Source organism: Agromyces mediolanus, assembly GCF_014648575.1.
GTDB lineage: Bacteria > Actinomycetota > Actinomycetes > Actinomycetales > Microbacteriaceae > Agromyces > Agromyces mediolanus.
Window position 1 is genome coordinate 823,212 of sequence record NZ_BMRJ01000001.1, and the last position, 24,079, is coordinate 847,290.

18 protein-coding genes, 2 tRNA genes and 1 pseudogene are annotated in these 24,079 nt (G+C 69.3%); 9 read left to right on the forward strand and 12 right to left on the reverse strand.

The features are described from left to right. Window positions 1-12: 12 nt before the first annotated feature. On the forward strand, window positions 13-522 hold the full coding sequence (locus tag IEY71_RS03885) for a DNA helicase (RefSeq protein WP_189083960.1): 510 nt from the start codon (window positions 13-15) through the stop codon (window positions 520-522). A 530-nt stretch (window positions 523-1,052) separates the two neighbouring features. Further along, entirely contained in the window at window positions 1,053-1,301 is a 249-nt protein-coding gene (locus tag IEY71_RS03890; protein ID WP_189083961.1) for a hypothetical protein, read from the forward strand. Window positions 1,302-1,424: 123 nt separating this feature from the next. On the opposite strand, the gene IEY71_RS03895 is transcribed toward IEY71_RS03890, so the two are convergent. Continuing rightward, window positions 1,425-1,862 (reverse strand): NUDIX hydrolase, encoded by a 438-nt coding sequence (locus IEY71_RS03895; protein ID WP_189083962.1) that lies wholly within the window; start codon window positions 1,860-1,862, stop codon window positions 1,425-1,427. A 78-nt stretch (window positions 1,863-1,940) separates the two neighbouring features. Continuing rightward, window positions 1,941-4,313 carry a hypothetical protein gene (locus tag IEY71_RS03900; protein ID WP_189083963.1) on the reverse strand — a complete coding sequence of 791 codons (2,373 nt, stop codon included), beginning with the start codon at window positions 4,311-4,313 and terminating at the stop codon, window positions 1,941-1,943. A 168-nt stretch (window positions 4,314-4,481) separates the two neighbouring features. Between IEY71_RS03900 and IEY71_RS03905 the strand changes: the two genes are divergently transcribed. Next, entirely contained in the window at window positions 4,482-7,019 is a 2,538-nt protein-coding gene (locus tag IEY71_RS03905; RefSeq protein ID WP_189083964.1) for a helix-turn-helix transcriptional regulator, read from the forward strand. 12 nt (window positions 7,020-7,031) lie between these two features. Here IEY71_RS03905 and IEY71_RS03910 read toward each other — a convergent pair whose 3' ends face one another. The 10 genes from IEY71_RS03910 to dnaA form a co-directional block, all read right to left on the reverse strand. Continuing rightward, a complete protein-coding gene (locus IEY71_RS03910; RefSeq protein ID WP_189083965.1) occupies window positions 7,032-7,580 on the reverse strand; it encodes a putative immunity protein in 549 nt (182 codons plus the stop codon). Window positions 7,581-7,603: 23 nt separating this feature from the next. After that, window positions 7,604-7,679, reverse strand: a tRNA-Ala gene (locus IEY71_RS03915). 41 nt (window positions 7,680-7,720) lie between these two features. Continuing rightward, a tRNA-Ile gene (locus IEY71_RS03920) sits at window positions 7,721-7,794 on the reverse strand. Between the two features lie 91 nt (window positions 7,795-7,885). Beyond that, window positions 7,886-8,290, reverse strand: a complete 405-nt coding sequence (locus tag IEY71_RS03925; RefSeq protein ID WP_189083966.1) for a DUF3566 domain-containing protein — start codon at window positions 8,288-8,290, stop codon at window positions 7,886-7,888. Between the two features lie 24 nt (window positions 8,291-8,314). After that, complete coding sequence (gene gyrA, locus IEY71_RS03930) at window positions 8,315-10,903, reverse strand: DNA gyrase subunit A (protein ID WP_189083967.1); 2,589 nt, start codon at window positions 10,901-10,903, stop codon at window positions 8,315-8,317. Between the two features lie 55 nt (window positions 10,904-10,958). After that, window positions 10,959-12,977 (reverse strand): DNA topoisomerase (ATP-hydrolyzing) subunit B, encoded by a 2,019-nt coding sequence (gene gyrB / locus IEY71_RS03935; protein WP_189083968.1) that lies wholly within the window; start codon window positions 12,975-12,977, stop codon window positions 10,959-10,961. A gap of 123 nt (window positions 12,978-13,100) precedes the next feature. Beyond that, window positions 13,101-13,586 carry a DciA family protein gene (locus IEY71_RS03940; protein ID WP_189083969.1) on the reverse strand — a complete coding sequence of 162 codons (486 nt, stop codon included), beginning with the start codon at window positions 13,584-13,586 and terminating at the stop codon, window positions 13,101-13,103. Next, window positions 13,583-14,872: a DNA replication/repair protein RecF gene (gene recF, locus IEY71_RS03945; RefSeq protein WP_189083970.1), complete on the reverse strand. Its 1,290-nt coding sequence runs from the start codon at window positions 14,870-14,872 to the stop codon at window positions 13,583-13,585. The genes IEY71_RS03940 and recF overlap by 4 nt, the downstream gene beginning before the upstream one ends. Before the next feature lie 64 nt (window positions 14,873-14,936). Further along, window positions 14,937-16,088, reverse strand: coding sequence for a DNA polymerase III subunit beta (gene dnaN, locus IEY71_RS03950; RefSeq protein ID WP_189083971.1), 1,152 nt, complete (start codon window positions 16,086-16,088; stop codon window positions 14,937-14,939). 442 nt (window positions 16,089-16,530) lie between these two features. Continuing rightward, window positions 16,531-17,949 (reverse strand): chromosomal replication initiator protein DnaA, encoded by a 1,419-nt coding sequence (gene dnaA, locus IEY71_RS03955; protein ID WP_189083972.1) that lies wholly within the window; start codon window positions 17,947-17,949, stop codon window positions 16,531-16,533. Between the two features lie 435 nt (window positions 17,950-18,384). Between dnaA and rpmH the strand changes: the two genes are divergently transcribed. The 6 genes and pseudogenes from rpmH to rsmG all read left to right on the forward strand — a co-directional run bounded on the left by rpmH (window position 18,385) and on the right by rsmG (window position 21,541). Next, entirely contained in the window at window positions 18,385-18,522 is a 138-nt protein-coding gene (gene rpmH / locus IEY71_RS03960; protein ID WP_021010601.1) for a 50S ribosomal protein L34, read from the forward strand. Window positions 18,523-18,530: 8 nt separating this feature from the next. Continuing rightward, the gene (gene rnpA, locus IEY71_RS03965; RefSeq protein ID WP_189083973.1) at window positions 18,531-18,905 is read left to right on the forward strand and encodes a ribonuclease P protein component; all 375 of its coding nucleotides are present in this window, start codon (window positions 18,531-18,533) and stop codon (window positions 18,903-18,905) included. Window position 18,906: 1 nt separating this feature from the next. Then, window positions 18,907-19,197: pseudogene (gene yidD / locus IEY71_RS18310) on the forward strand (membrane protein insertion efficiency factor YidD); the annotation flags it as partial. A gap of 195 nt (window positions 19,198-19,392) precedes the next feature. Then, window positions 19,393-20,364, forward strand: coding sequence for a membrane protein insertase YidC (gene yidC / locus IEY71_RS03975; RefSeq protein WP_189083975.1), 972 nt, complete (start codon window positions 19,393-19,395; stop codon window positions 20,362-20,364). Window positions 20,365-20,369: 5 nt separating this feature from the next. Further along, window positions 20,370-20,867 carry a Jag family protein gene (locus tag IEY71_RS03980; protein WP_189083976.1) on the forward strand — a complete coding sequence of 166 codons (498 nt, stop codon included), beginning with the start codon at window positions 20,370-20,372 and terminating at the stop codon, window positions 20,865-20,867. A gap of 32 nt (window positions 20,868-20,899) precedes the next feature. Then, window positions 20,900-21,541 (forward strand): 16S rRNA (guanine(527)-N(7))-methyltransferase RsmG, encoded by a 642-nt coding sequence (gene rsmG / locus IEY71_RS03985; RefSeq protein WP_189083977.1) that lies wholly within the window; start codon window positions 20,900-20,902, stop codon window positions 21,539-21,541. Window positions 21,542-24,079 lie beyond the last annotated feature (2,538 nt).

Genomic DNA, 24,079 nt, shown 5'->3' on the forward strand with positions numbered 1-24,079 from the left:
ATGGAGGTCGACATGAGCCTGTCACGCAAGCGCCGGAAGGAACTCAAGCGGCTGCGGGGGAGTGCGGAAGAACTGTGGGGGAACCAGCAGGCCGTACTGGAGCACGCGAATTCCGTCGCCCGTGAGGCCAGCCGCCAGCTCGGCAACCTGACGCGCGAAGAGGTCGTCCCGCGGGTTCGAGACGGGTACCAGACGTACGTCCGGCCCGGAATCGACACCGCGCGCGTCGTCGCGAAGCGCGCGGGCGACACCGCCGAGCGCACGGTGGGCGGCTTCCTCGGCTCGCTGCTCTCGGTCGGCGACATCGCCAACGACACCCGGGTGCGCCGCGCGATCGAGCGCGTCAACCCGCGCGCCGTGGTCGTCGAGCAGAAGAAGGGCCCGGGCGTCGGCACGATCCTCGCGATCGGCGCCGGCGTGGTTGTCGCCGCCGGCGTCGCGTACGCCGTCTGGCAGACGTTCCGCGCCGACGACGAGCTCTGGGTCGCCGACGACGAGCCCGAGAGCCCCGCGGCATCCTGATCCCCCGCGTCCCTTCCGACGCGCACCACTGAGCGATGGCCCCGCTGATCCAGCGGGGCCATCGGTGTTTCCGGATCGTTCGGATCCGATTTCGGCCAGGCACTTGCGCGGGCGGCGCGAACACCGATAGGTTCGTGACCGTTCGTTTCCGCCGAGTTTCAGAGAGGAGTGATGACCGATGATGAAGCAGACGTTCCAGTCGCCCGCCGGCCACACCTTCCTCGGCGCAGCGTTCGCGGCCTCCGTCGCCGCCTGCTGAGCCCGGGCTGAGCGCCGCCAGTCTGCACTGGCCCCGTCGCTCTTGAAGGCTCCAGCCCCACGGGCACGTCGCGCCATCGAGGCGCATCGCCCATCACCGAGTCGGTGACTCGGACGCCGTACGCTGCGGCTCCCCGCTCCGGAACCTCCGGTGCGGCCGCGCGACGCCGGTCCGCCCGGACCCGTCGCGACTGAGACTCGGCGCGCCCGCGCGCGTCGACCCGGCTCCGAGCATCCTCGGGCGCCGACCATCCTGAAACGAAGGAACCATCGTGAATCCCACGACCATCACCACCATCGGGACCACCGAATCCCGAGCGAGCGACGTGCGCACCGGTGCGCGCATGCTCCGCGAGCGCGTGGCCGCACGGCTCGGGCTCGCCCTCCTCGAATGGAGCCGTCGTCACGACGAGCGGCGCACGCACCGAGCGGTGGCGCACCACCGCGAGGCGCAGCGCATCGCGACGGCGCTCCGTGACGAGGAGTTCGCCCGCATCGCACTGAGCGTCACCGCCAGGTGACCCCGTGAGCACCGTACGTCCCGCCGGGTGCACCGCCCCGGCGCCGATCCAACGGCCCCGTCCGCTCGGACGGGGCCGTTCCCTTTTCTCCGAGGCGGCGACGTGCTGCGGGGCACGGACCGCTCAGCGCTGACGCCCGTCCGCGGGCTCCTCGGCGTTGAGTCGCAGCCCGATGTCCAGCAGGCTCACCCGCTTCAGACGCGGGATCTCCTCGAGCCGCACCCAGCGCGCCTCGTCGCTCGACCCGCCCACCTCGTTGCGCAGCTCGCCGCCGACGACGTGCGCGCGGTAGACCACCCGCATCGCGTAGAGCGGCGCCTGCCCCGTGTTCCGCCGCTCCGCCGGGATCACCATCGTGTCGATGCCGAGCAGGCGATCGATCTCGGCGTCGTAGCCGGTCTCCTCGCGGATCTCGCGGACCGCCGCTTCGAGCGGATGCTCCGACCCCTCGATGCCGCCACCGGGGAGGGTCCACCCCGAGCGGCCGTGCTCGTTCCAGTGCGAGAGCAGCATTCGCCCCTGGTCGATGATGACGCCATACGCCGCGATGCGGATGTCCATTCGGTCACTGTACCCGCACGAGCCGAAGCCCCGGCGCCCGCACTGCACGCGGACGCCGGGGCGGTCGGATGCCGGGACTCAGCCCAGACGGCGGCGCAGGAACACCGTGCCGCCGGCGGCGAGCAGCGCCATGGCGAGCAGCGTCAGGCCCCCGATCGCGGCACCGTCGACGCCGGTGTCGGCGAGGCTGCCCCCGTCGCCCGTGCCCGGGTTCGGGCTCTGGCCCGGAGCGGGCGTGCCCGGACCCGGCGTGCCCGGACCCGGTGTGCCCGGCCCGGACGCCGCAGTCACGGTGAGCGTCGCGCTGGCGACCCGGTCGCCGCGGCCCACGGTCACCTCGTACTCACCGGGCTCGACCCCGGCAGCCCGAAGGGTGTAGCGCACCTCGCCGTCGCCGTCGGGCACCGCCGTGCCGATCTCCTCGCCGTCGAAGAACACCGAGACCTCCTCGCCCGCGATGAAGCCGCTCGCGGTCAGCGCCACCCCGGCGCCGGCGAGGGCGTCGCTCGCGATGCTCGTCTGGGCGAGCTCGAGCGTCGGCTCGCCCGGGCCCGGGTCGGCCGTGACCGTGAGCGTCGCCTCGCCGAGCACATCGCCGGCCGCGAGCGGGCCGACCAGCGCGAACGGCTGCACCGGCAGGATCGGAGCGAATCCCGGACCCTCGACGAGCTGCACGAGGTATGAGCCCGGAGCGACGTCCGCGACGCTGAACTCCAGCGACCCCCCGCCCGTCGGCGAGCTGGTGAAGGCACCGACCTGGTCGCCGTCGAACAGCACGCGGACCGGAACCCCGGCGGGGAGGCCGTTGACGTCGAGCGTGACGCCGTCCCCCTCGAGGTCGCTGCTGCTGAGCTCGTTCGGCGTCAGCACGACCTCGGCCGGGACCGCCGGGTCCTCGGTGACGACGAGCTGCGCCGAGGCCTCCCACTGCCCGCTGCGGAGCAGCACGGTCGACGTGCCGACCGGCGCGCCGGCCCGGACGAGCTGGGTCGAGACCGCGCCGTTCGCATCCGACCGCACGGTGGTGACGAGCTCGCCGTCGAAGCGCAGCTCCACGTCGGCGTTCTCGGGGAACCCGGCTCCCGTGACCCCGACCCCGGTGCCGGCGAGTCCGCTCTGCGTGACCGACCCCGGCGACACGGACGTCTCGGGCTCGTAGACGATCGGGTCCTCGGTCACCTCGAAGCCGGTCTCGGCGCTCCACTGCCCGCTGCTCAGCACGACCGTGTGCGGCCCCGTCGCGACGTCGGCCCGGACGAACACGTGCGTGAGCCCCCCGTTCGCGTCGGCCGCGACCGTCGCGACGGTCTCATCGTCGACCGCGATCGCGACCGGCTCGTTCGGCGGGAAGCCGACGCCCTCGATGGTCACACCCTCGGTGCCGAGCTGCTCGACCGTCAGCGACGCCGGCGAGGCGCTCGCCTCCGGGTCGTACTGCACCGGATCCGCCTCGACGGTCAGCGCCGCCTCGGCCGACCACTGCCCGGCGGTGAGCTTCACCGTGTGCGCACCCGGCGCCACGCCGGCCCGCACGAGCGTCGTCGCCACGGACCCGTCCGCGCCGCTCGTCACCGTCGTGACCGGCGCGCCGTCGAAGGCCAGCTCCACCGCCGTCGACGGCGGGAAGTCCGTTCCGCTCACGGCGACGCCCGCGCCCGCGAGCCCGGAGACGGTCACCGTGGCCGGGTCGACGGCAGCGGTCGGCGAGTAGCTCGGGTCCTCGACGATCGTGAGCGTGGTCTCGGCCGAGCGCGAGCCGCTGACGAGACGCAGCGTGTGCTGCCCGACCGTGGCGTTCAGCCACGCGAGCTGCACGGCGACGTCGCCCTGGTCGTCGGCCGTGCGTTCGGCGGCCTGCTCGCCATTGACCGTCAGCGCGACGGTGGAGCCCGGCACGAAGCCGGAGCCCGTGATGTTCAGCGCGCCCGCCGGGTCCTGCGCCTGCGAGAGGGTCGCGGGGTTCGGGGCGACGTCCATCTCCGGCGCGGCCGCCGCGATGGCCGCATCCCAGGTGAACTGCTGGCCTGAGCAGAGGAGGCCGACGCCGACCATGTCGGCGGCGTTCGATCCGGCGCTCGTGGCCGTCCCGTCGTCGGCGATGACCCCGCCCAGCCAGTACTCGGCCGTGTAGTCCGCGTCGACCTGGTAGGTCCAGTGCGCGGCGAACGAGCCGTCGGCGGCGATGGGCGTGACCGGGATGTCGTTGTACGGGAGCGGCGTCTGGATGCCAGAGCAGACGACCCAGGCCGTGGTGACGACGTCGGTCACCGCCCCGCCTTCCACCGTGATCGAGAAGTCGAAGCCGCTGCTCGTCTCGCCGGTGTAGACGCCGTCCTGCGGAGCGGCGTGGGCGGGCAGCGCGACGGCGAGGCCGCTCGCGCCCACCGCGAGCACCGTACCGGTGAGTGCGGCGAGCAATCGCGACCATCGTGGTCGACGGGTCGTGGTCATTTCGTGTTCCTCAAGGTTCGGGCGGACACAATCAGGCACACGCTACGGCGGCCCCCGATCGGGGCGCATCCGTAGAACCACGCAACATCGGGAATGTCATCCTCTGGAGTGAGCCGGGAGATGCGGGATTCCAGATAATCTGACGCGAACCGTGTCGGAGGGGACCCGATGATCGTTGGCAGAACAGCAGAGTTGGCGCGTCTGCGCTCCGCGCTCGGCGCGGAGCCGCCGAGGGCATCCCACCGTTTGGTATTCCTCGAAGGCGCGATCGGCATCGGCAAGTCCGCCCTCGTCAACGAGTTCCTCGCAGCCTGGCGAGGGGCTCGCATCCTCTTCGCCCGGGCCGACGAACTCGACTCGCGCATCCCGTTCGACGGGATCCGCGGCATCCTCGAATCCCTCCTCGACACCGAGCTCGGCCCCCTCCTGCAGGCGCACCGCTCGCCGCGCGCACTGCTCCGCTCGGTCCGGACCGGCCTCGTCGCCTCCCCCGCCCTCCTGGTGATCGATGACGCCCACTGGCTCGACGCCGCGTCGATCACGCTGATCGAGCAGCTCCTGCTGGAGCCCGCGTCCCCCGGCCTGCGACTCCTGATCAGTCACCGCACCGGGCGCGCACCGGGTGCCCTCGCGGCGGCGGCGCGTCGGAGTGGGAGCTCGATGCACCGCATCGTGCTCGCCCCGCTCGCCCCGGAGGACGCCAGTGCCCTCCTCTCGACGCAGGGCGTCGACGACGCCCGACTCGTCGCGCTCGGCGGCGGGAACCCGCTCTTCCTCCGTCTGCTCGCCGAAGGCCACCACCGGAGCGGGGCGATGCAGATCGATCCCATCGAGGCGGTCGGAGCGAGCCTCGACGATGCCCTGAGAGGCGAACTCCTCGCGCTCGACGAGGAGGCCCGTGCGCTCCTGGGTGCCATGTCGCTGCGCCAGACCGTGCCGCCCGGTGCGCTGCACCTCGTCGCCGGCCTCTCGGAGGAGGCCGGGGCTCGTGCGGCGGATCGGCTCGCCGCGCGCGGGCTGATCGACGTCGAGCGGATGCGGGTCGCGCATCCGCTCGTCCAGGCGGCCGCCTACCGCGGCATGTCCTCGTCCAGCCGCCATCGAGCGCACCGACGCGCGGCGCAGCACGCAAGCGACGCGATCGAGCGGGCGTCGCAGCTCCAGCACCTCGGTGCGATGCTCGACAACGCGGAGCTCGCGGTCATCGTCGAAGCGGCGGCGATCGTGCTGGCGACCTCACCGCAGAGCTGCATCGGACTGCTCGAGCGAACGCGACGGGTGCCGTCGCGCGAACGCGACCTCCTGCTGGCCCGCGCACTCCTCCTCGACGGGCGACCGGCTGAGGCCGAGGGCCTGATCCGCGCGGCGTACCGGGCCGAGGAGCCGAGCGGGGCCGCACTGGCCCTGCTCATCCAGTGCCTGCGCATCCAGGGACGGCCCGACGAGGCGCTCGAGCTCGCCCTTGATGCGAGCCCCGCGGCTTCCTCGCCCGAGGTGGCCGTCGAGCTCGCGACGCTCGAGGTGATGCACGACGGGAGCCCGAGCATCCGGTCGAACGACCGCCTCGAAGCGCTCGATCCGGCGAGCAACCCGCCGCTCGCGGCGGCGATGTCCGCGCTGCGCGCACTCGCCGGTCTCCGCGACGGCGAGCTCGAACTCGCGCGGCGGGAGTATGCGAGTGCCAAGCACGGCTTCGCCCGGCTGTCCGGGAACGAGGTGCTCTCCGTCATCGACGCAGCGACGGCGCTCGGCTGGTGCGCGCACTTCCTCGGCGACTTCGAAGCGGGAGCCGAGCTCCTCGAGCGCGCGCTCGGACTCGCGGAGCGGCACGGTCGTTTCCACGCGCTCCCCCACCTCTACGTGGTCCTCGCCTTCATCTGCATTCCGCTCGATCGCTGCACCGAAGCCGAGGAGTTCGTCGAGCTCGCGATCGATGCCGGGCGACGATACAACTGGCCGGACGCGATCCCGCTCGCGGCGACCGCGGCGCTCGTCGCAGCACCGGGACGCGTCTCGCCGGCGGACTTCCACACCCGCTACCGCCGGCTCCAGGACGCGGGCCTCCCGCAGATCGCGTGGTGGCGCCGCATCGTCGAGCTGTTCAGCGTGCGCGCGGCCATCCGGCTCGGCCTCGAGGTCGATCGCGCGCCGCTCGCGGTGGGGCCGCACGACCTCTTCGGCGGTCAGAAGCACCTCGGTCTCGGCGAGCTCGCGCTGGCGTCCGGCGACCCCGCGACCGCGCTCGAGCACGCCGAGGCCGCGATCGCGGTCGGGTTGCGTGCGCGGCATGCCTCTCAGACCGGGCACGGCCTGCTGTTCCGCTCTCAGCTGTTCCATGCGCTCGGGCGGAACGCGGACGCCCGCGAGGACGCGAACCGCGCAGCCGATTGCTTCCGTCGCGGCACTGCGCCGTTGTACGCCGGCTTCGCAGAGCGTTGGGTGCAGCAGCTGTCGGCCCCCGGCCCTTCGACCCCGGGTACGCTCACCGAGCAGGGCGGTCGAGCTGCCGCCCTGGAGGGCGCGGCGCTCACCCCGCGCGAGCGCACCGTGGCCGAACTCGTCGCCGAAGGGCGCAGCAACCGCGACATCGCCGCGACGCTCCACCTCAGTCCGCGGACGGTGGAGACCCACGTCTCACGGATCCTGCGCAAGACGGGGCTGCGCTCGCGGGCGGGCCTGGCGCGGCGCCTCGACGCGGCGGGGTGAAGTCCAGGGCCGCTATCCGGTCGGGCGAGAGGCGCCGAGCGCGGCCTGGATCTCGCGGATGGTCGTGGCGAGCACGCCCGTCGTGAGCAGTCCCGGTCCCAGCGGGCCGGCGGAGTCCGTGCCGAGCAGCGGGAGGCGCGACAGCGCGTCGCGCGCCTCGGGCGTCAGCCGCTGGAGCTGCCACTGCACTTCCTCACGCCGAGCGGATTCCGGATCGCCCGCGGCGAGGGCGGCCGCCTTCGCCGCGTAGGCCGCCGCGCCGAGCGCGTGCGCGCCCATGTGCGCGACCCCCGCGGCCTGACCGGCCGCTCGCGCGGCGGCCACGGCGGCGGGGCTCTTCGCCGAGCCGGCGGCCCGACCGGCGACGAAGCGGATGCGGATCTGCTCCGCGGTGTCGAGCTCACCGCGCCCGAAGGCCCGTGCCCGGTCGATCCCGTCGCGCGCGCGATCGTCGGCGGCGGCCTCCGCCTCGAACAGCGGCAGGACTCGTTCGGCGCAGTCGGCGGCCCAGGATGCGACGATCCTGCGGTCGGCCTCGCTGAGCGCCTGCGGTGTGGTCATGCGGAACCCCCCGGTGACCGAACTGGTGGAGCCTAGGAGAATCGAACTCCTGACATCCTGCTTGCAAAGCAGGCGCTCTACCAACTGAGCTAAGGCCCCGGAACCGGCGGAACGCCGCCGGTGAGTGTGGAGTTTTGGAGTGGGGATACGAGGACTTGAACCTCGGACCTCTTCGTTATCAGCGAAGCGCTCTAACCGCCTGAGCTATATCCCCGAATCGGTGCCGGCCCGTGAAGGCCGAAGGACAGCCTACCCGACCGTGGGCGAAACTCCGAATCGGGTTCCGCCACGCCGGCACCGTCGGATCAGTTGTTGGTGAAGCCGACCAGGATGCCGCCGGTGACCTTCACGCTGAGGTTGTAGAGCACCGCCATGATGGCGCCCAGCGCGGTCGTGACGACCAGGTTCAGCAGCGAGACGACGATCGCGAAGCCCATGACGTTGCCGAGCGAGAGGATCGACGTGAGGTCGCCCCCCTGGCCCGCGACGTCCTGCACCAGCTCGTTCACCTTGCCGAAGATGCCGGTCGAGTTGAGCACCGTGTAGACGAGGAACGTCGCGACGATGTTCACGACTGCGAGGCAGACCGCGATCAGGAAAGACAGCTTCACGGCCGACCAGAAGTCGATGTAGACCAGGCGCAGGCGCACCTGCTTGGCCGGGGCCTTCCGGCCGGACTTCTTGGCCAGCTTCTCGGCGACGCTACTCATCGGTGGTGATTCTCCCTCAAGCGGTTACTCGGTGTCCGTCGACTCCACCGACTCTTCGGTTTCCTCGTCGAGGTTCCTCTCAGAATTCTTCGCAATCGCGATGATGCGGTCGTCGTTCGCGAACTTCGCGAACACGACGCCCATCGTATCCCGGCCCTTAGCCGGGACTTCGGCGACATGGGAGCGTACCACCTTGCCACTGGCAAGAACCACAAGGACCTCGTCGTTCCGCGAGACCATCAGGGCGCCGGCCAGATCGCCGCGGTCCTCGGAGAGCTTGGCCACCTTGATGCCGAGGCCGCCGCGGTTCTGCTTGCGGTACTCCTCGATGCGGGTGCGCTTCGCGTAGCCTCCCTCGGTGACGACGAAGACGTACGCGTCGCTCGGGCTGAGCTTCTGGCCCGCGGAATCCTCCGGGGCATCCGCCTCGTCGTCGTCATCGGAGGACGGGACGACGGATGCCGCGAGCAGCGCGTCCCCGTCGCGGAACGACATGCCCTTGACGCCCGAGGTGGCACGGCCCATCGGACGCAGCGCCTCGTCGGTCGCCTCGAAGCGGAGCGACATGCCCTTCTGCGAGACGAGCAGGATCTCGTCGGTCTCGTTCGCGAGCATCGCGGAGACGAGCTCGTCGCCCTCGCGGAGGTTGATCGCGATCACGCCGCGCGAGCGGTTGGTGTCGTACGCCGCGAGCTCGGTCTTCTTGACGAGGCCGTCGCGGGTGGCGAGCACGAGGTAGGTGGCCACCTGGTAGTCGCGGATGTCGACGATCTCGGCGATCTGCTCGTCGGGCTGCATCTCGAGCAGGTTCGCGACGTGCTGGCCCTTGGCGTCGCGGCCGGCCTCGAGGATCTCGTAGGTCTTCGCCCGGTAGACGCGCCCCATGTTCGTGAAGAACAGCAGCCAGTGATGCGTCGTCGTGACGAAGAAGTGGTCGACCACGTCGTCGGCGCGCAGCTGCGCGCCCTTCACGCCCTTGCCGCCGCGGTGCTGCGAGCGGTAGTTGTCGCTGCGGGTGCGCTTGATGTAGCCGCCGCGCGTGACGGTGACGACCATCTCCTCTTCGGGGATCAGGTCTTCCACCGACATGTCGCCGTCGAAGCCCGGCATGATGTGCGTGCGCCGGTCGTCGCCGAACTTCGCGACGATCTCGGTGAGCTCCTCGGAGATGATGGTGCGCTGGCGCCCCTCGTCGGCGAGGATCGCGAGATACTCGGCGATCTCGAGCTCGAGCTGCGCGAGGCGGTCGATGATCTTCTGCCGCTCGAGGGCCGCGAGGCGGCGGAGCTGCATGGTGAGGATGGCGTCGGCCTGCAGCTGGTCGACCCCGAGCAGGTTCATCAGGCCGGTGCGGGCCTCGTCGACGTCGGGCGAGCGGCGGATGAGCGCGATGACCTCGTCGAGCGCGTCGAGGGCCTTCACGTAGCCGCGCTGGATGTGCGCGTCGGCCTCGGCCTTCTTCAGACGGAAGTTCGTGCGGCGCACGATGACGTCGATCTGGTGCGCGATCCAGTGCGTGATGAAGCCGTCGATCGAGAGCGTGCGCGGCACGCCGTCGACGATCGCGAGCATGTTCGCGCCGAAGTTCTCCTGCAGCTGGGTGTGCTTGTACAGGTTGTTCAGCACGACCTTGGCGACCGCGTCGCGCTTCAGCACGAGCACGAGGCGCTGGCCGGTGCGGCCGGAGGTCTCGTCGCGGATGTCGGCGATGCCGGAGAGCTTGCCGTCCTTGACGAGCTCGGCGATCTTCACCGCGAGGTTGTCGGGGTTCACCTGGTACGGCAGCTCGGTGACGACGAGGCAGGTGCGGCCCTGGATCTCCTCGACGCTGACGACCGCGCGCATCGTGATCGAGCCGCGGCCCGTGCGGTAGGCGTCGTGGATGCCCTTGACGCCCAGGATCTGCGCGCCGGTCGGGAAGTCCGGTCCCTTGATGCGCTCCATGAGCGCCTGCTGCAGCTCCTCGTGCGAGGCATCCGGGTGCTCGAGCGCCCAGAGCGCGCCCTCGGAGACCTCGCGCAGGTTGTGCGGCGGGATGTTCGTGGCCATGCCGACCGCGATGCCGACGGAGCCGTTGACGAGCAGGTTCGGGAAGCGCGCCGGGAGCACGGTCGGCTCCTGGGTGCGACCGTCGTAGTTGTCTTGGAAGTCGACGGTCTCTTCCTCGATGTCGCGCACCATCTCGAGGGCGAGCGGCGACATCTTGGTCTCGGTGTATCGGTGCGCGGCCGCGCCGTCGTTGCCGGGAGAGCCGAAGTTGCCCTGTCCGAGCGCGAGCGGGTACCGCAGCGACCACGGCTGCACCAGGCGCACGAGCGCGTCGTACACCGAGCTGTCGCCGTGCGGGTGGAACTGGCCCATGACATCGCCGATGACGCGCGTGCACTTCGAGAATGCGCGGTCGGGACGGTAGCCGCCGTCGTACATCGTGTAGATCACGCGGCGGTGCACCGGCTTCAGGCCGTCGCGGACGTCGGGCAGCGCGCGCCCGACGATCACGCTCATCGCGTAGTCGAGGTACGAGCGCTGCATCTCCAGCTGCAGATCGACTTGGTCGATCTTGCCGTGGTTGTGCTCGCCGTCTGCGGCTTCGGTGCTGAATTCGTCAGTCATGTCTTCTCGTCGATTCGAACTGCTCGCGGATCGCGCGCCGGGTCACGGCGCGCGCTCAGATGTCGAGGAAGCGGACGTCCTTCGCGTTCTTCTGGATGAAGGAGCGACGGCTCTCGACGTCGTCGCCCATCAGCGTCGAGAAGATCTCGTCGGCGGCCGCGGCATCCTCCATCGTGACCTGCAGCAGCGTGCGGGTCTCGGGGTTCATGGTGGTGTCCCACAGCTCCTGGTGGTTCATCTCGCCGAGACCCTTGTAGCGCTGGACGCCGTTCTCCTTCTGGAGGCGCTTGCCCGCGGCCTGGCCGGCGGCGAGCAGCGCATCGCGCTCACGGTCGGAGTACACGTACTCGTGCTCGGAGTTGGTCCACTTCAGGCGGTACAGCGGCGGCTGCGCCAGGAACACGTAGCCCATCTCGATGAGCGGCCGCATGAAGCGGAACAGCAGCGTGAGCAGCAGCGTGGTGATGTGCTGGCCGTCGACGTCGGCGTCGGCCATGAGCACGATCTTGTGGTACCTGGCCTTCTCGGGGTTGAAGTCCTCGCCGATGCCGGTGCCGAAGGCGGTGATCATCGCCTGGATCTCGGCGTTGCCGAGGGCCCGGTCGAGGCGCGCCTTCTCGACGTTCAGGATCTTGCCGCGCAGCGGCAGGATGGCCTGGGTCGCCGGGTCGCGGCCGGTCTTCGCCGAGCCACCGGCGGAGTCGCCCTCGACGAGGAAGATCTCGGAGATCGTCGGGTCCTTCGAAGTGCAGTCGCTCAGCTTGCCGGGCATGCCGCTGGTCTCGAGGAAGCCCTTGCGTCGCGTCGCCTCGCGGGCCTTGCGCGCCGCGATGCGGGCCGTCGCCGCCTGGATGGCCTTGCGGATGATGTCGCGGGCCTGGTTCGGGTTGCGCTCGAACCAGTCGCCGAGCTGGTCGCCGACGATGCGCTGCACGAACGACTTCGCCTCGGTGTTGCCGAGCTTCGTCTTCGTCTGGCCCTCGAACTGCGGCTCGGAGAGCTTGACCGAGATGACCGCGGTGAGGCCCTCGCGCACGTCGTCGCCGGAGAGGTTGTCGTCCTTCTCCTTGAGCAGGCCCTTCTCGCGCGCGTAGCGGTTGACGAGCGTCGTCAGCGCCGCGCGGAAACCCTCCTCGTGCGTGCCGCCCTCGTGCGTGTTGATCGTGTTCGCGTAGGTGTGCACCGACTCGGTGTACGCCGTCGTCCACTGCATCGCGACCTCGAGCGCGATCTTGCGCTCGGTGTCCTCGGACTCGAAGGAGATGATCTCCTCATTGACGAGCTCGGCGCGCTTCGACTTGTTGAGGTACTCGACGTAGTCGCTCAGGCCGCGCTCGTAGAGGAACGTGTCGCTGCGCGGCACGAAGGCCTCGGGGTCGGCGTCCGCCTCGACGTCGGCGGGGTCCACCGGGACGCCGCCGTTCGGCCGCAGGTCGGTGAGCGTGATGCTGAGGCCCTTGTTGAGGAAGGCCATCTGCTGGAACCGGGTGCGGAGCGTCTCGTAGTCGAAGACGACCGTCTCGAAGATCTCGGGGCTCGGCCAGAACGTGATCGTGGTGCCGGTCTCGTCGCTCGCCTCGTCCTGGGAGAGCGGGGCCTCGGGGACGCCGATGTTGAAGGCCTGGCGCCAGACGTTGCCCTCGCGCTTCACCTCGACCTCGAGTCGCGTCGACAGCGCGTTCACGACGGAGGAGCCGACGCCGTGGAGACCGCCCGAGACGGCGTAGCCGCCGCCGCCGAACTTGCCGCCGGCGTGCAGCACGGTGAGCACGACCTCGACGGTCGACTTGCCCTCGGTCTTGTGCATGCCGACGGGGATGCCGCGGCCGTTGTCGATGACCCGGACCGCACCGTCTTCGAGGATCGTCACGTCGATCGCCGTGGCGTAGCCCGCGAGCGCCTCGTCGACGGAGTTGTCGACGATCTCGTACACGAGGTGGTGCAGGCCGCGCGGACCCGTCGAGCCGATGTACATGCCGGGACGCTTGCGGACCGCTTCGAGGCCCTCGAGTACCTGGATGTCGTCGGCGCCGTATTCGGATGCGCCCTGGGCCTTCGTCGGTTCCGCTGTCATGGGTGAATCGAGGCTCCGCTCTGTCGTTCTGGCGACTCTCGATCCTATCAAATCGCCCGACTCAAAAGGCCGGAAACGCCGATCTGAGGCAATGAACGGGGCAGGTTGACCGAATTTGTCGTCTCAACCGTAGGTGTCGCGCGGACCGCGGCCTGGAACCGATCTGGGACCGCGTTTCCAGGTGGGGGCGTCCGGCCCTTGGAACCGGATCGATTCCACCCCCGCCCCCGGGTGCACTTCGGCGATGCGCGCGAGCAGCTGCTGGCGCATCAGCCGCAGCTGGGTGGCCCAGGCCGTGGAATCGCAGCGGACCTGCAGCGTGCCGCCTTCGATGGCGATCGGCTCGGAGTGCCGCGCCGTCTCCTCTCCGGCGATGTCGCGCCACGTGGTGAGCAGGTCGGCCTGCGAGAGCGGGCCGCTCCAGCCGAGCTGCGAGGAGAGCTGATCGATCGCCGTGCCGAGCGGGCGCGGGTCGCGGCCCGGGGTGAACGGCTCGCTGCCGGACGTCTCGCGCGTGCGGCGCGCACGGCCCGGGCGGTAGCGCGGCTCGCCGCCGAAGATCTCGCGGAAATGCTGATAGACCCGGACGGCCTCGGAGGCGTCGCTCATGCCGTCGCCCCCTCTTCGGCGGCCGGGGCGTCGTCGGGCGCGGACGCGGAGGCCGGATGGGCGGGGGGCGCCGGGGCATCGACGATGCGGCCCGCGTCGATGTGCACGATCGTCGCGGTGAGCGGCTCGGGTACGTCTTCGAGCACTGCTGCGGTGACGAGCACCTGCTCGTAGCCGCCGATCGCCGCGGCCAGACGTTCCCGCCGCAGGCGGTCGAGTTCGGCGAAGACGTCGTCGAGCACGAGCACCGGGTCGCCGGTGGCCGAGTCGCGGCGCAGCAGCTCGGCGGCGGCGAGGCGCAGCGCGAGGGCGAACGACCAGGACTCGCCGTGGCTCGCGTAGCCCTTGGCCGGCAGGCCGTTGAGCAGCAGCAGCACGTCGTCGCGGTGCGGGCCGGCGAGCGTCACGCCGCGCTCGAGCTCCTTGCGGCGGAGCCCGCGGAGCGCGGCGGCGAAGCGCTCGGCCGTCGGCACGGCGGCGGCTCCCGTCGCGCTCGCGGCGGAGCCGTCGGCGGATGCCTCGCCCGAGGCATCCGCTGCGTCCGCCCGCGGTGCCGAGCGCGGCTCGTCGTCGTCCTCGGCGACCGCCCCGTCGATGGAGAGCACCGGCTGCAGCGACGGCCCGTGGTCGGCGTCGACGATCGAGTGGTACGCGGCCGCGAGCGGATCGGCGAGCTCCGCGAGGAGCGCGAGCCGCTGGTCGATGAGCTCGGCGCCGAGGGCGACGAGCCGCTCGTCCCAGATGTCGAGCGTGGTGAGCTTGTCGGCGCCGAGCCCTCTGGCGCGGGCGCTCTTCAGCAGGGTGTTGCGCTGGCGGAGCACCCGGTCGTAGTCGCCCATGACGCCGGCGAGCCGGGGCGAGCGCTGCACGAGCAGCTCGTCGAGCATGCGCCGGCGGACGCCGGGCTCGCCGCGCACGATGGCGAGGTCTTCGGGCGCGAACAGCACGGTGTGCGCATAGCGCGGAAGCTCGCGGGTCTTGACCGGCGAGCGGTTGAGCTGCGCACGGTTCGCGCCCTGACGGTTGAGCTGCAGCTCGAGGAGGAGCTGGCGGTCGCCGTGCACGAGGAGGGCGCGGACGATGGCCGACTCGGCCCCGGCCCGCACGAGCGCCTGGTCGCCGGAGACCCGGTGCGAGCCGAGCGTGGCCAGGTAGCCGATCGACTCGACGAGGTTGGTCTTGCCCTGGCCGTTTCGGCCCACGAGCACGGTGGCGCCCGGGCCGAGCTCGAGCTCGGCGCGCTCGTAGTTGCGGAAGTCGGTGAGGGAGAGGCGGGCGACGTGCACCGGCACCACTCCTCTCGCTCGACCTCCGTCTACGGTACCCGCGACCGCCGACAGCGGCGCGGGATCAGCGCAGCAGCAGGTTCGGCTGCAGCAGGTAGCGGTAGCTGTCGCTGCCGGCCTGCTCGCGCGAGGTCTGGCTGGTGATGAGCACGGGCCCCGGCTTGTTGGGGTTCTCGGTCTTCGTGAACGAGACGCGCACGAACTCGGAGTGCACGGCGCCGAGCCCGTCGAGCAGGAACTGCGGCTTCAGCGAGACGACGGTCTCGTCGCCGGTGAGGATGGCGTCGATCGACTCGGAGGCCTGGGCCTGCTCGCTGCCGATCGCCTCGAGGGTGAGGCCGTCGGGCGTGAACGAGTAGCGGAGGGCCGCCTCGCGCTCGAGCACGAGCGCGACACGTCGGGTGGCCTCGATGAGCTCGGCGGTGTTCACCACCGCGTAGTTGTCGACGACCTCGGGGAAGAGCCGGCGCACGGGCGGGAAGTTGCCCTTGATGAGCAGGCTCGTGACGGTCTTCTTGTCGGCGCTGAAGGCGATGAGCTCACGGTCGTCACGGCTCGTGATCGAGACCGAGATCGTGCCGGAGTGACCGAAGGTCTTGCCGACCTCCTGCAGGGTGCGGGCGGGGACGAGCGCGGTGAGCGCCTCCTCGGCCGTGGCGACGGAGCCGCCGTCCCAGTCGATCTCGCGCACGGCGACGCGGTAGCGGTCGGTGGCGACGAGGCCGAGGCTGTTCTCGCGGACCTCGAGCTGCACGCCCGTGATGACCGGCGTGACGTCGTCGCGGGACGCGGCGACGGCGACCTGCGCGACGGCGGCCGCGAACTCCTCGGCCGGGACGACGCCGGACTGGTCGCCGATCTCGGGGATCGAGGGGTACTCCTCGACCGGCATCGAGAGCAGCGTGAAGCTCGCCGAGCCGCAGCTGACCTGGATGCGGTTCTCTTCGGTGGCGATGCGCACCGGGGCGTTGGGCAGACGGCCCGCGATCTCGGCGAGGAGTCGGCCGGAGACGAGCACGGTGCCCGGCTCCTCGACGTCTGCCTGGATCTCGGTCTGGCTGGAGACCTCGTAATCGAAGGAGGAGAGGACGAGCCCGTCTTCGTTCGCCTGGATCAGGACGCCGGAGAGGATGGGCAACGTCGTCCGCTGCGGGAGCAGCTTGACCGCGAACGACACGGCCTCGCTGAAGACGTCGCGGTTGACCTGGAACTTCACGGCTCTCCTGTCGTCATGGCGCGTGCTCCGCACGACCGTGCCCTCCCGCGTCGGTGGACGCGGGTTCCCATGCTATCGAGCGACCTTCGAGGCATCCACACCGTCAGGTTGTCGAATCCCCGTCATTGAAGGCTTAAGTCTCTTAACGGTGTTAACCGCTGTGGAAACTGTGGATGGTGTTCGGAGATCCGCGGAGTGATGCCGATCCGGGCCCATTCGATCTGTGCACACCGTGTGGGAATCACCGAGGGGACACTGAACGGTGTGCTGGGACGAATTCGGGTTGTACACAGGCCGAGCTCGCGTCTCAACAGCTGGGAGCCGGTTGCTCGTTAACAATCCACAGGCTTTCCACAATTGTGGGGAACGCCCCGAACGGCCCGCAGAACGCGGTCTGCGGCCGCTCCGAGGCATCCTTCGAACCCGCCGCGACGGCCGGAACTCAGCGGTAGCGCGCGGTCTGCTTGATGCGGGCGGTGAGCTCGGTGACCTGGTTGTAGATCGAGCGGCGCTCCTTCATGAGCTCCGAGATCTTCTTGTTCGCGTACATGACCGTGGTGTGGTCGCGATTGCCGAACAGCTGCCCGATCTTCGGCAGCGAGAGGCTCGTCAGCTCGCGGCAGAGGTACATCGCGATCTGCCGCGCCGTGGCGACCGCCTGTGAGCGGCTCGAACCGTAGAGGTCGTCGACCGTGAGCTTGAAGTAGTCCGCCGTCGCCGTGATGATGTCGACCGGCGCGATGACGTTGTCGGAGTCGTCGGTGATGAGGTCCTTCAGCACCGTCTGCACGAGCGGCATGTCGACCGGCGTGCGGTTGAGGCTCGCGAACGCGGTGACGCGGATCAGCGTGCCTTCGAGCTCGCGGATGTTGCTCGAGACCTTCGAGGCCATGTACTCGAGGATGTCGTCGGGCACCTGCAGCCGCTCCGACTGGGCCTTCTTGCGGAGGATCGCGATGCGCGTCTCGAGGTCGGGCGCCTGCACATCCGTGATGAGGCCCCACTCGAAGCGGCTGCGCATGCGGTCCTCGAAGCCGGTCAGGTGCTTGGGCGGCACGTCGCTCGTGATCACGACCTGCTTGTTGTGGTCGTGCAGCGTGTTGAAGGTGTGGAAGAACGCCTCCTGCGTCTCCGCCTTGCCCTGCAGGAACTGGATGTCGTCGATCAGCAGGATGTCGATGTTGCGGTAGCGCTGCTGGAAGAGCGAGCCGCGGTTGTTCGCGATCGAGTTGATGAAGTCATTCGTGAACTCCTCGCTCGAGACGTAGCGCACGCGGATGCCGGGATAGAGGCTCATCGCGTAGTGGCCGATGGCGTGCAGGAGGTGCGTCTTGCCGAGACCGGAGTCGCCGTAGATGAAGAGCGGGTTGTACGCCTTGGCGGGCGCCTCGGCCACGGCGACGGCGGCGGCGTGCGCGAAGCGGTTCGACTGGCCGATGACGAAGCTGTCAAAGGAGTACTTCGGATTCAGCCGCGAGTCGCGCGGGCGGTCCTGCGGGGAGCTCTCGAAGACGGCCGGCGGGGCGGCGTGCAGTTCCACGGGCTCCGCGTACTCGTCGCCCGGGCCCTGCGGCTCGCTCGGGCGCACCTCTTCGAGCTCGGGGTTCACGACGACGTAGAAGGAGGTCACCGGTGACGGCACGTCGAGCTCCGACATCGCCGCCAGCAGCGGCACCCGCATCCGCTGGTTGAGCATGCTGGCGGTGAACTCGTTCGGCACCTCGAGGTAGAAGGTGCCGGCGGCGATGCCCTTCGGCTCGACGAGGTTCAGGAAGCCCTGCAGCATGGGGGTGATCGCGTCGTCCTGCGAGAGTCGCTCGAGCACCGTCGCCCACGTCTCGGAAATGGGCTGTTCCGTCATTGCTCCCCGCAATCTGCCGCGCTCGGCTGTGCGCCGTCGATCGAACGCATTCTCCGGTCCCCCTCCGGAGCGCGAAACGGCGCCAGGCGAATTGTTCACAATGTTGTCCACCGCCTGTGAGCAGATCGGCCGGAAACCCGATGATTCCGCGTTCGAGGCTGGGGATAACTGGTCACTCACGCTAGCGAATGGATGTGCCGCCGACAAATGCCGCGAGCGGGATTCGACGCGCCCGGCGTGTCGATCCTCAGCGCTCGCGCAGGATGGCGGGATACTGTGTGGTTCGATCGCCGAAGGTCTCGGTCGTGGTCGGTTTGACCCCAGCGCGCCCAGGCCGTAGTTTTAATAGGTTGACCGCCGCCCTTTGGGCACCCAGTTTTCCCGCAGACGCACCGTTGACGCGTCGCGAGGAGAGTCCGACAGCCGGAGAGAAGAATGAGCAAGCGTACCTTCCAGCCCAACAACCGTCGTCGTGCCAAGAAGCACGGCTTCCGTCTGCGCATGCGCACCCGTGCCGGCCGCGCCATCCTGGCCGCTCGTCGTCGCAAGGGCCGCACCGAGCTCTCCGCGTAGTTCTTCCGGTGCTCGCCAAAGCCAATCGCCTCACGAGCGCCGATGACTATCGAGTCGTCGTGCGCCGTGGAGCGAAGGCGGTCGGCCCCAACACCGTGAGCTATCTGCGATCGGGTGAACCGGGATCGGCCGCACGCTTCGGCTTCATCGTCTCGAAGAAGGTCGGCACCGCCGTGCGACGCAATCTCGTGAGACGCCGCCTCAAGGCCGCGTGCTCCGAGCTCGTCGACAGCGGTGCCGTCGGCGTAGACATGGTGGTGCGAGCGCTCCCGACCGCGGCCGACGCCGATTGGGCGTCGTTGCGCGCGGAGGTCTTCTCGGCGTTCGAGCGCCGGGGCCGCCGCGTCGCCGCCCAGGCATCCGCTCCCTCTCGAGACGTGTGACATGCGAAACCTTGCGCGATTCGTGCTGCTGCTCCCCCGCAATGCCGGGGTCCTGCTGCTCCGCGGCTACCGCGCACTGATCTCGCCCCTCTACGGCGACGTCTGCCGCTACTACCCCTCGTGCTCGGCGTACGGGCTCGGCTCGGTGCAGCAGCGTGGGCTGATCGTCGGCTCGGCCCTGACCGCGTGGCGCATTCTCCGGTGCAACCCGTGGTCCGCCGGCGGCATCGACGACGTGCGGGCGGCTCGCCACGACCGGGATCGGATCACCCGCTTCGGCTGGGTCGTCCCCGCCGGCATGTTCCCCAAGGCCGAGGCCGCTGCAGAGGCGGCTCGACAGGCCCACCTGAGCGAGCACCTTCGTCGGGACGAGGCCGCGGCGGCTCGTCCGGCGGCGTCGCCCGCTCCAGTTCTCCGCACGCCCGCGCCGCTCGGCGCGCCCGTGCTCGCGACCTCCTCCCCCATCCCGTCCCGGAAGGACTGATCCTTGGATCTCATCGGCACGCTCCTATGGCCCATCAAGTGGGCCATCGAGCTGATTCTCGTGGCGTTCCACTGGCTGTGGACCACCATCGGCATGGACCCCGACGCCGGGGTCACCTGGGTGCTGTCGATCGTCGGCCTGGTCATCGTCGTCCGTGCCGCGCTCATCCCGATCTTCGTCAAGCAGATCAAGAGCCAGCGCCGCATGCTCGAGGTGGCGCCGCAGCTCAAGAAGATCCAGGACAAGTACAAGGGCAAGAAGGACCAGTTCTCGCGCGAGGCCATGTCGCGCGAGACCATGGACCTCTACAAGCGCACGGGCACCAACCCCCTCTCGTCGTGCCTCCCCCTCCTGCTGCAGATGCCGATCTTCTTCGGCCTGTTCTCGGTGCTGAACGACGCGCAGCACGACAAGGCGGGCGTCGGCCTGTTCACGCAGCAGCTCGCGAACTCCTTCGCGAACGCCGAGTTCTTCGGCGCGCCCCTGAAGTCGACCTTCATCGGCGAGTGGAACCACATGACGGCCGGCCAGCCGTTCAGCCTCTCGGTGATGCTCATCGCGCTCACGATGATCGTGCTGATGACCGCCTCGCAGTTCATCACCCAGCTGCAGATCGTCTCGAAGAACATGTCGCCGGAGACCAAGGCGAGCCCGATGTTCCGTCAGCAGCGCATCCTGCTGTACCTGCTCCCCCTCGTGTTCGCCTTCTCCGGCGTCGCCTTCCCCCTCGGCGTCATGTTCTACTGGCTCGTCTCGAACTTCTGGACCATGGGCCAGCAGTTCGTCGTCATCCGCAACATGCCCACCCCCGGTAGCGAGGCGGCGAAGGCCCGCGAGGCCCGCCTCGCCAAGAAGGGCAAGCTCGTCGCCCCCGACGCTCCCGCCGCGGACGCCGAGGAGCCGGCGAAGCCGAAGACCACGCAGCGCCAGCAGCCCATCAACAAGTCGCGCGCGAAGAAGCAGAGCGGAAAGTGACCGACATGACTGACGTGAAGCAGGACACCGAGGAACGCACCCTCTCGCAGATCGAAGAAGAGGGTGACATCGCGGCCGACTACATCGAGGAGCTGCTCGACATCTGCGATCTCGATGGCGACATCGATATCGACGCCCGCAACGGCCGCGCTTACGTCTCGGTCAATGCCGGTGACGGCGCGAACCTCGAGTTGCTGTCGAAGCCCGACACGGTCAATGCGCTGCAGGAGCTCACTCGCCTCGCCGTGCAGAGCCGGACCGGGGCGTTCTCGCGCCTCATCCTCGACATCGGCGGCTCGCGTGACGCGCGTCGCACGGAGCTCGCGGCGCTGGTCTCGCGTGCTGCCGAGCGCATCGACGGTGGTGCCGCCGAGGCTGCGTTGCCTCCGATGTCGTCGTACGAGCGCAAGCTGGTGCACGACCTCGTGGCTGAGCGTGGCCTGCACTCGGCGTCGCGGGGTGAAGGCGCCGACCGGCACACGGTCATCACGCGCGTCGGCTGATCACCGCGGTGGCGGATGTTTCACGTGAAACGATGACCGAGAACCTGGAGCCGGAGCCGGCTTTTGCGGCTGAGTTGTTCGGCGAGACGCTGCCGAAAGCTCGCGCCTTCACGGAGGCGCTCGCGAAGCACGGCGAGGAGCTGGGTCTGATCGGCCCGCTCGAACTGCCGCGCCTGTGGACTCGCCATATCATCAACAGTGGTCTGGTCGCACCCTTGCTGCGGCCCGGCCACGTGGGAGACGTCGGCTCGGGAGCCGGGCTCCCGGGGCTCGTGCTCGCGATTGCACGACCGGACGTTTCATTCACGCTTATCGAGCCGATGGAGCGTCGCGTGGCGTGGCTCGAGCAGCAGGCGGCCGAGCTCGAGCTGACGAACGTCTCAGTGATGCGGGCGCGAGCCGAAGAGGCGAAGCTCAAGGGCGCCCTGGATCAGGTGACCGCGCGAGCCGTGAGCGCACTGCGCACGTTGATTCCCATGACCGCTCCCCTGCTGAAGCCAGGGGGTGAACTCGTGCTGATGAAGGGCGCGAGTGTCGAGCAGGAGATCGCGGGCGCCGAGAAGGCGATGCGCAAGTTCCGCCTTCGCGACGCGGAGGTCATCGTGCTCGGCGAGGGCAAGGTCGACGAGCGCGAAGTGACGCGCGTGTTCCGCGCGACGGTCGCCGTCGGCTGACGCGGGCTTGGGCTGTTCCTGCCTACTGTCTCAGCACGGCGGGTGGCCCCATGGTTCGGTGGTTCACGTGGCACGCTCGCGCGATGCGTCAGGTTCTTTGAAGAGATCTCGCGCCGTCTCGGTCTCGCCGTTGCTCCTCGTCATCGACGCACGTCGTAGGGGTCACGTCGGGCTTGGCTGCTGGTGCGCAAAGGGAACTTGGCCGTGGTGGGAAGGAACGAGCGAACCCCATCTGCTCGCGCTGACGTGTTTCACGTGAAACATCGCTGGACAGCCACGCCCGCCGGCTCACACCAGCTGGTCAGCTAGGCGCTTGATCGGGAGTCCGCGAACTGGATCTGCCGGGGTTCGCCTTGGCTCTTCTCACCGAGCGGTGTGAGAGAGCCCGAGGTGAACATGTTCCGCGGTTGGCGGGCGTGCGATGGCGTGTGGGTACGTGTTGACTCCTTGGGGCCGGCGGACCCGTCGAACGTCTCCGACCCGTCTGAGTCATCGGTCTCTCCACACTTGTCGGGTTCCTCGGGTTCCTCGGGTTCCTCGGACGTCTTCGGTGTCTTCGGTGTCTTCGGACTCTCCGGACTCTTCGGACCTCTCGGAGTCCTCGGTCTCCTCGGATGTCTTGGCCGGTCCCGGCGGACACCGTCGTACAGCACAGACGCCCCCGGTGCGCGCCGGGCCAGAGCGTGCGCTGGACAGAACGGACGGGTGGGCGATGCGCCGTCCTTCAGTGACATCGGCTGCGCTGGATGCGACGCTCACCGACATGGCCTCCGCTTGCCTTCGGCCTGTGGGCTGGCGTTGGCGCGAGGTGGACGCTGCTGAGCATGCTTGTGCTTGCCTCGCGTGAGGGAGGTCACCTGAAGTATGAGTTGACACGCCTACCGCTGACTCTCCCGCTGCTTGACGGGCGAGCGTGCGAGTTTGGCGGCACGAGCTTGCTGGCGCGAGTCGGCCTACCGAGGCGCGATGGATGTGGTTTCCGTCGCCGATAGCTCAGACTGCGCTCTTCCTGCCCGATCGCGAGACCTGGCGTCAGTGTGGCGGCGGTATGCAGGCTGACCCATTCGTGACTTCGCAGCTGTCGAGGCTGGCGGCGGAGAGCCACTGCGCCTTGGGGAGTGTCGACTACACGCGCTCCCCGACCATGGCCCTCAACGGTACTACCTCGCGGCTCGCGGTGTCGACGCGCATCAATCTTTAACCAACCGATGAGTGCGCTGTTCTCCGACCGGACCCGCGTCGCTCTTGGCCAGGGACTCTGCGCCTTGTGCAAGGAGCTCGCGAAGCTCTCGAGGTTCCGACGCGGGTCCACCTCCTCGCGGCACGGCGAAGTTTCACGTGAAACACTGCGCTGATCGAGCTCGTCCCGATCCCTGCACCTACCGTTCAACGTGCTCTTGGGTCGGTCGCCTGTGGTGGCTCTGCGGCGCACAAGCCGCGAGGCTTCCTCCGCGAGCGGCGGTTCGTCGGCTGAAGTCATGGAGAGCCCTTGCGAACTCGCTCAGTCGTCATGTTTCACGTGAAACGATGCGAAGTTCCGCGCCTGGGACCAGGGCGATCCGTGGTGATCGCGGAAGGCAAACTCTTTCCGCACCTCGTCCACTGGCCGCGCGTACGCGGCCCGAAATCGCGCAGCGACGAACACTGTCGTAGCGCCCAGCCCGGGACGCGGGCTCGCCACAGCGAGCGTCACCGGCGACGGTGGGACAGAGATCATCACCGAGGGCCGAATTCCAGGCACTCCTCCCCCAGTGCTTCTGAGGGGCGCGAGGCCTCGGTGTTCAAGTGCTATGCGCGTGCTGATTCAAGCCGAGGGCGAATCGCTCGTGCAACTGCGGCCACGCCCGTCCGACCAAGGACCCAGCCACACCACGCCGCGCCATGTTTCACGTGAAACATGGCGCGGCGAATGGCATCGCTCCTCCGCGCACAGCGCTGATTTCCGCAATGTGCCCACAGAATCGTCACCTCCGCGTAGCTGCTGCTGGTGCTGACGGTTAGGCTTGTGGAGGCCACTCGCGAGATGTCTCTCGCGCAACTGCATGGCATTTCGGTTCGAGGTTTCGGGAGTCTCATCACATGGCACAGAGCGGGGGTCGAGGGTGGTTCCGCCGCCGCACCCACGCCGATGAGGTGCATGAAGCGGGTCTCGATTCCGATCAGCTCAGTGGCGACCGAGCGGCCAGTTCCGCGGACGATCGTGATGCGCCGAGCGTCCCGACGGCGACCACCGACAATGAGCCAGAGCCGGGTGGGACGCACTCCGTTGGAGCAACCTCCGCGATGCACGTACCTGACGAGACGCGGCTGCCAGTGAGTGAAGGCACCACGGATGCCCCTACCCACCCCGCCCGCGTCGACTGGGATGCAGCGACCGCAGCCGCACTGGCCGATGACACGGCGGTCGCACCGAGCGCCTCTCAGACCGGGCACTCGGCTGATCCGCTCCTGGAAGAGATCATCCGCGAGATCGTGGGAGATGCCGCAGTCGACACCGTCGAGTCCCTGCAGCCACGTTCCGCAGAGTTGAGCGCGGGG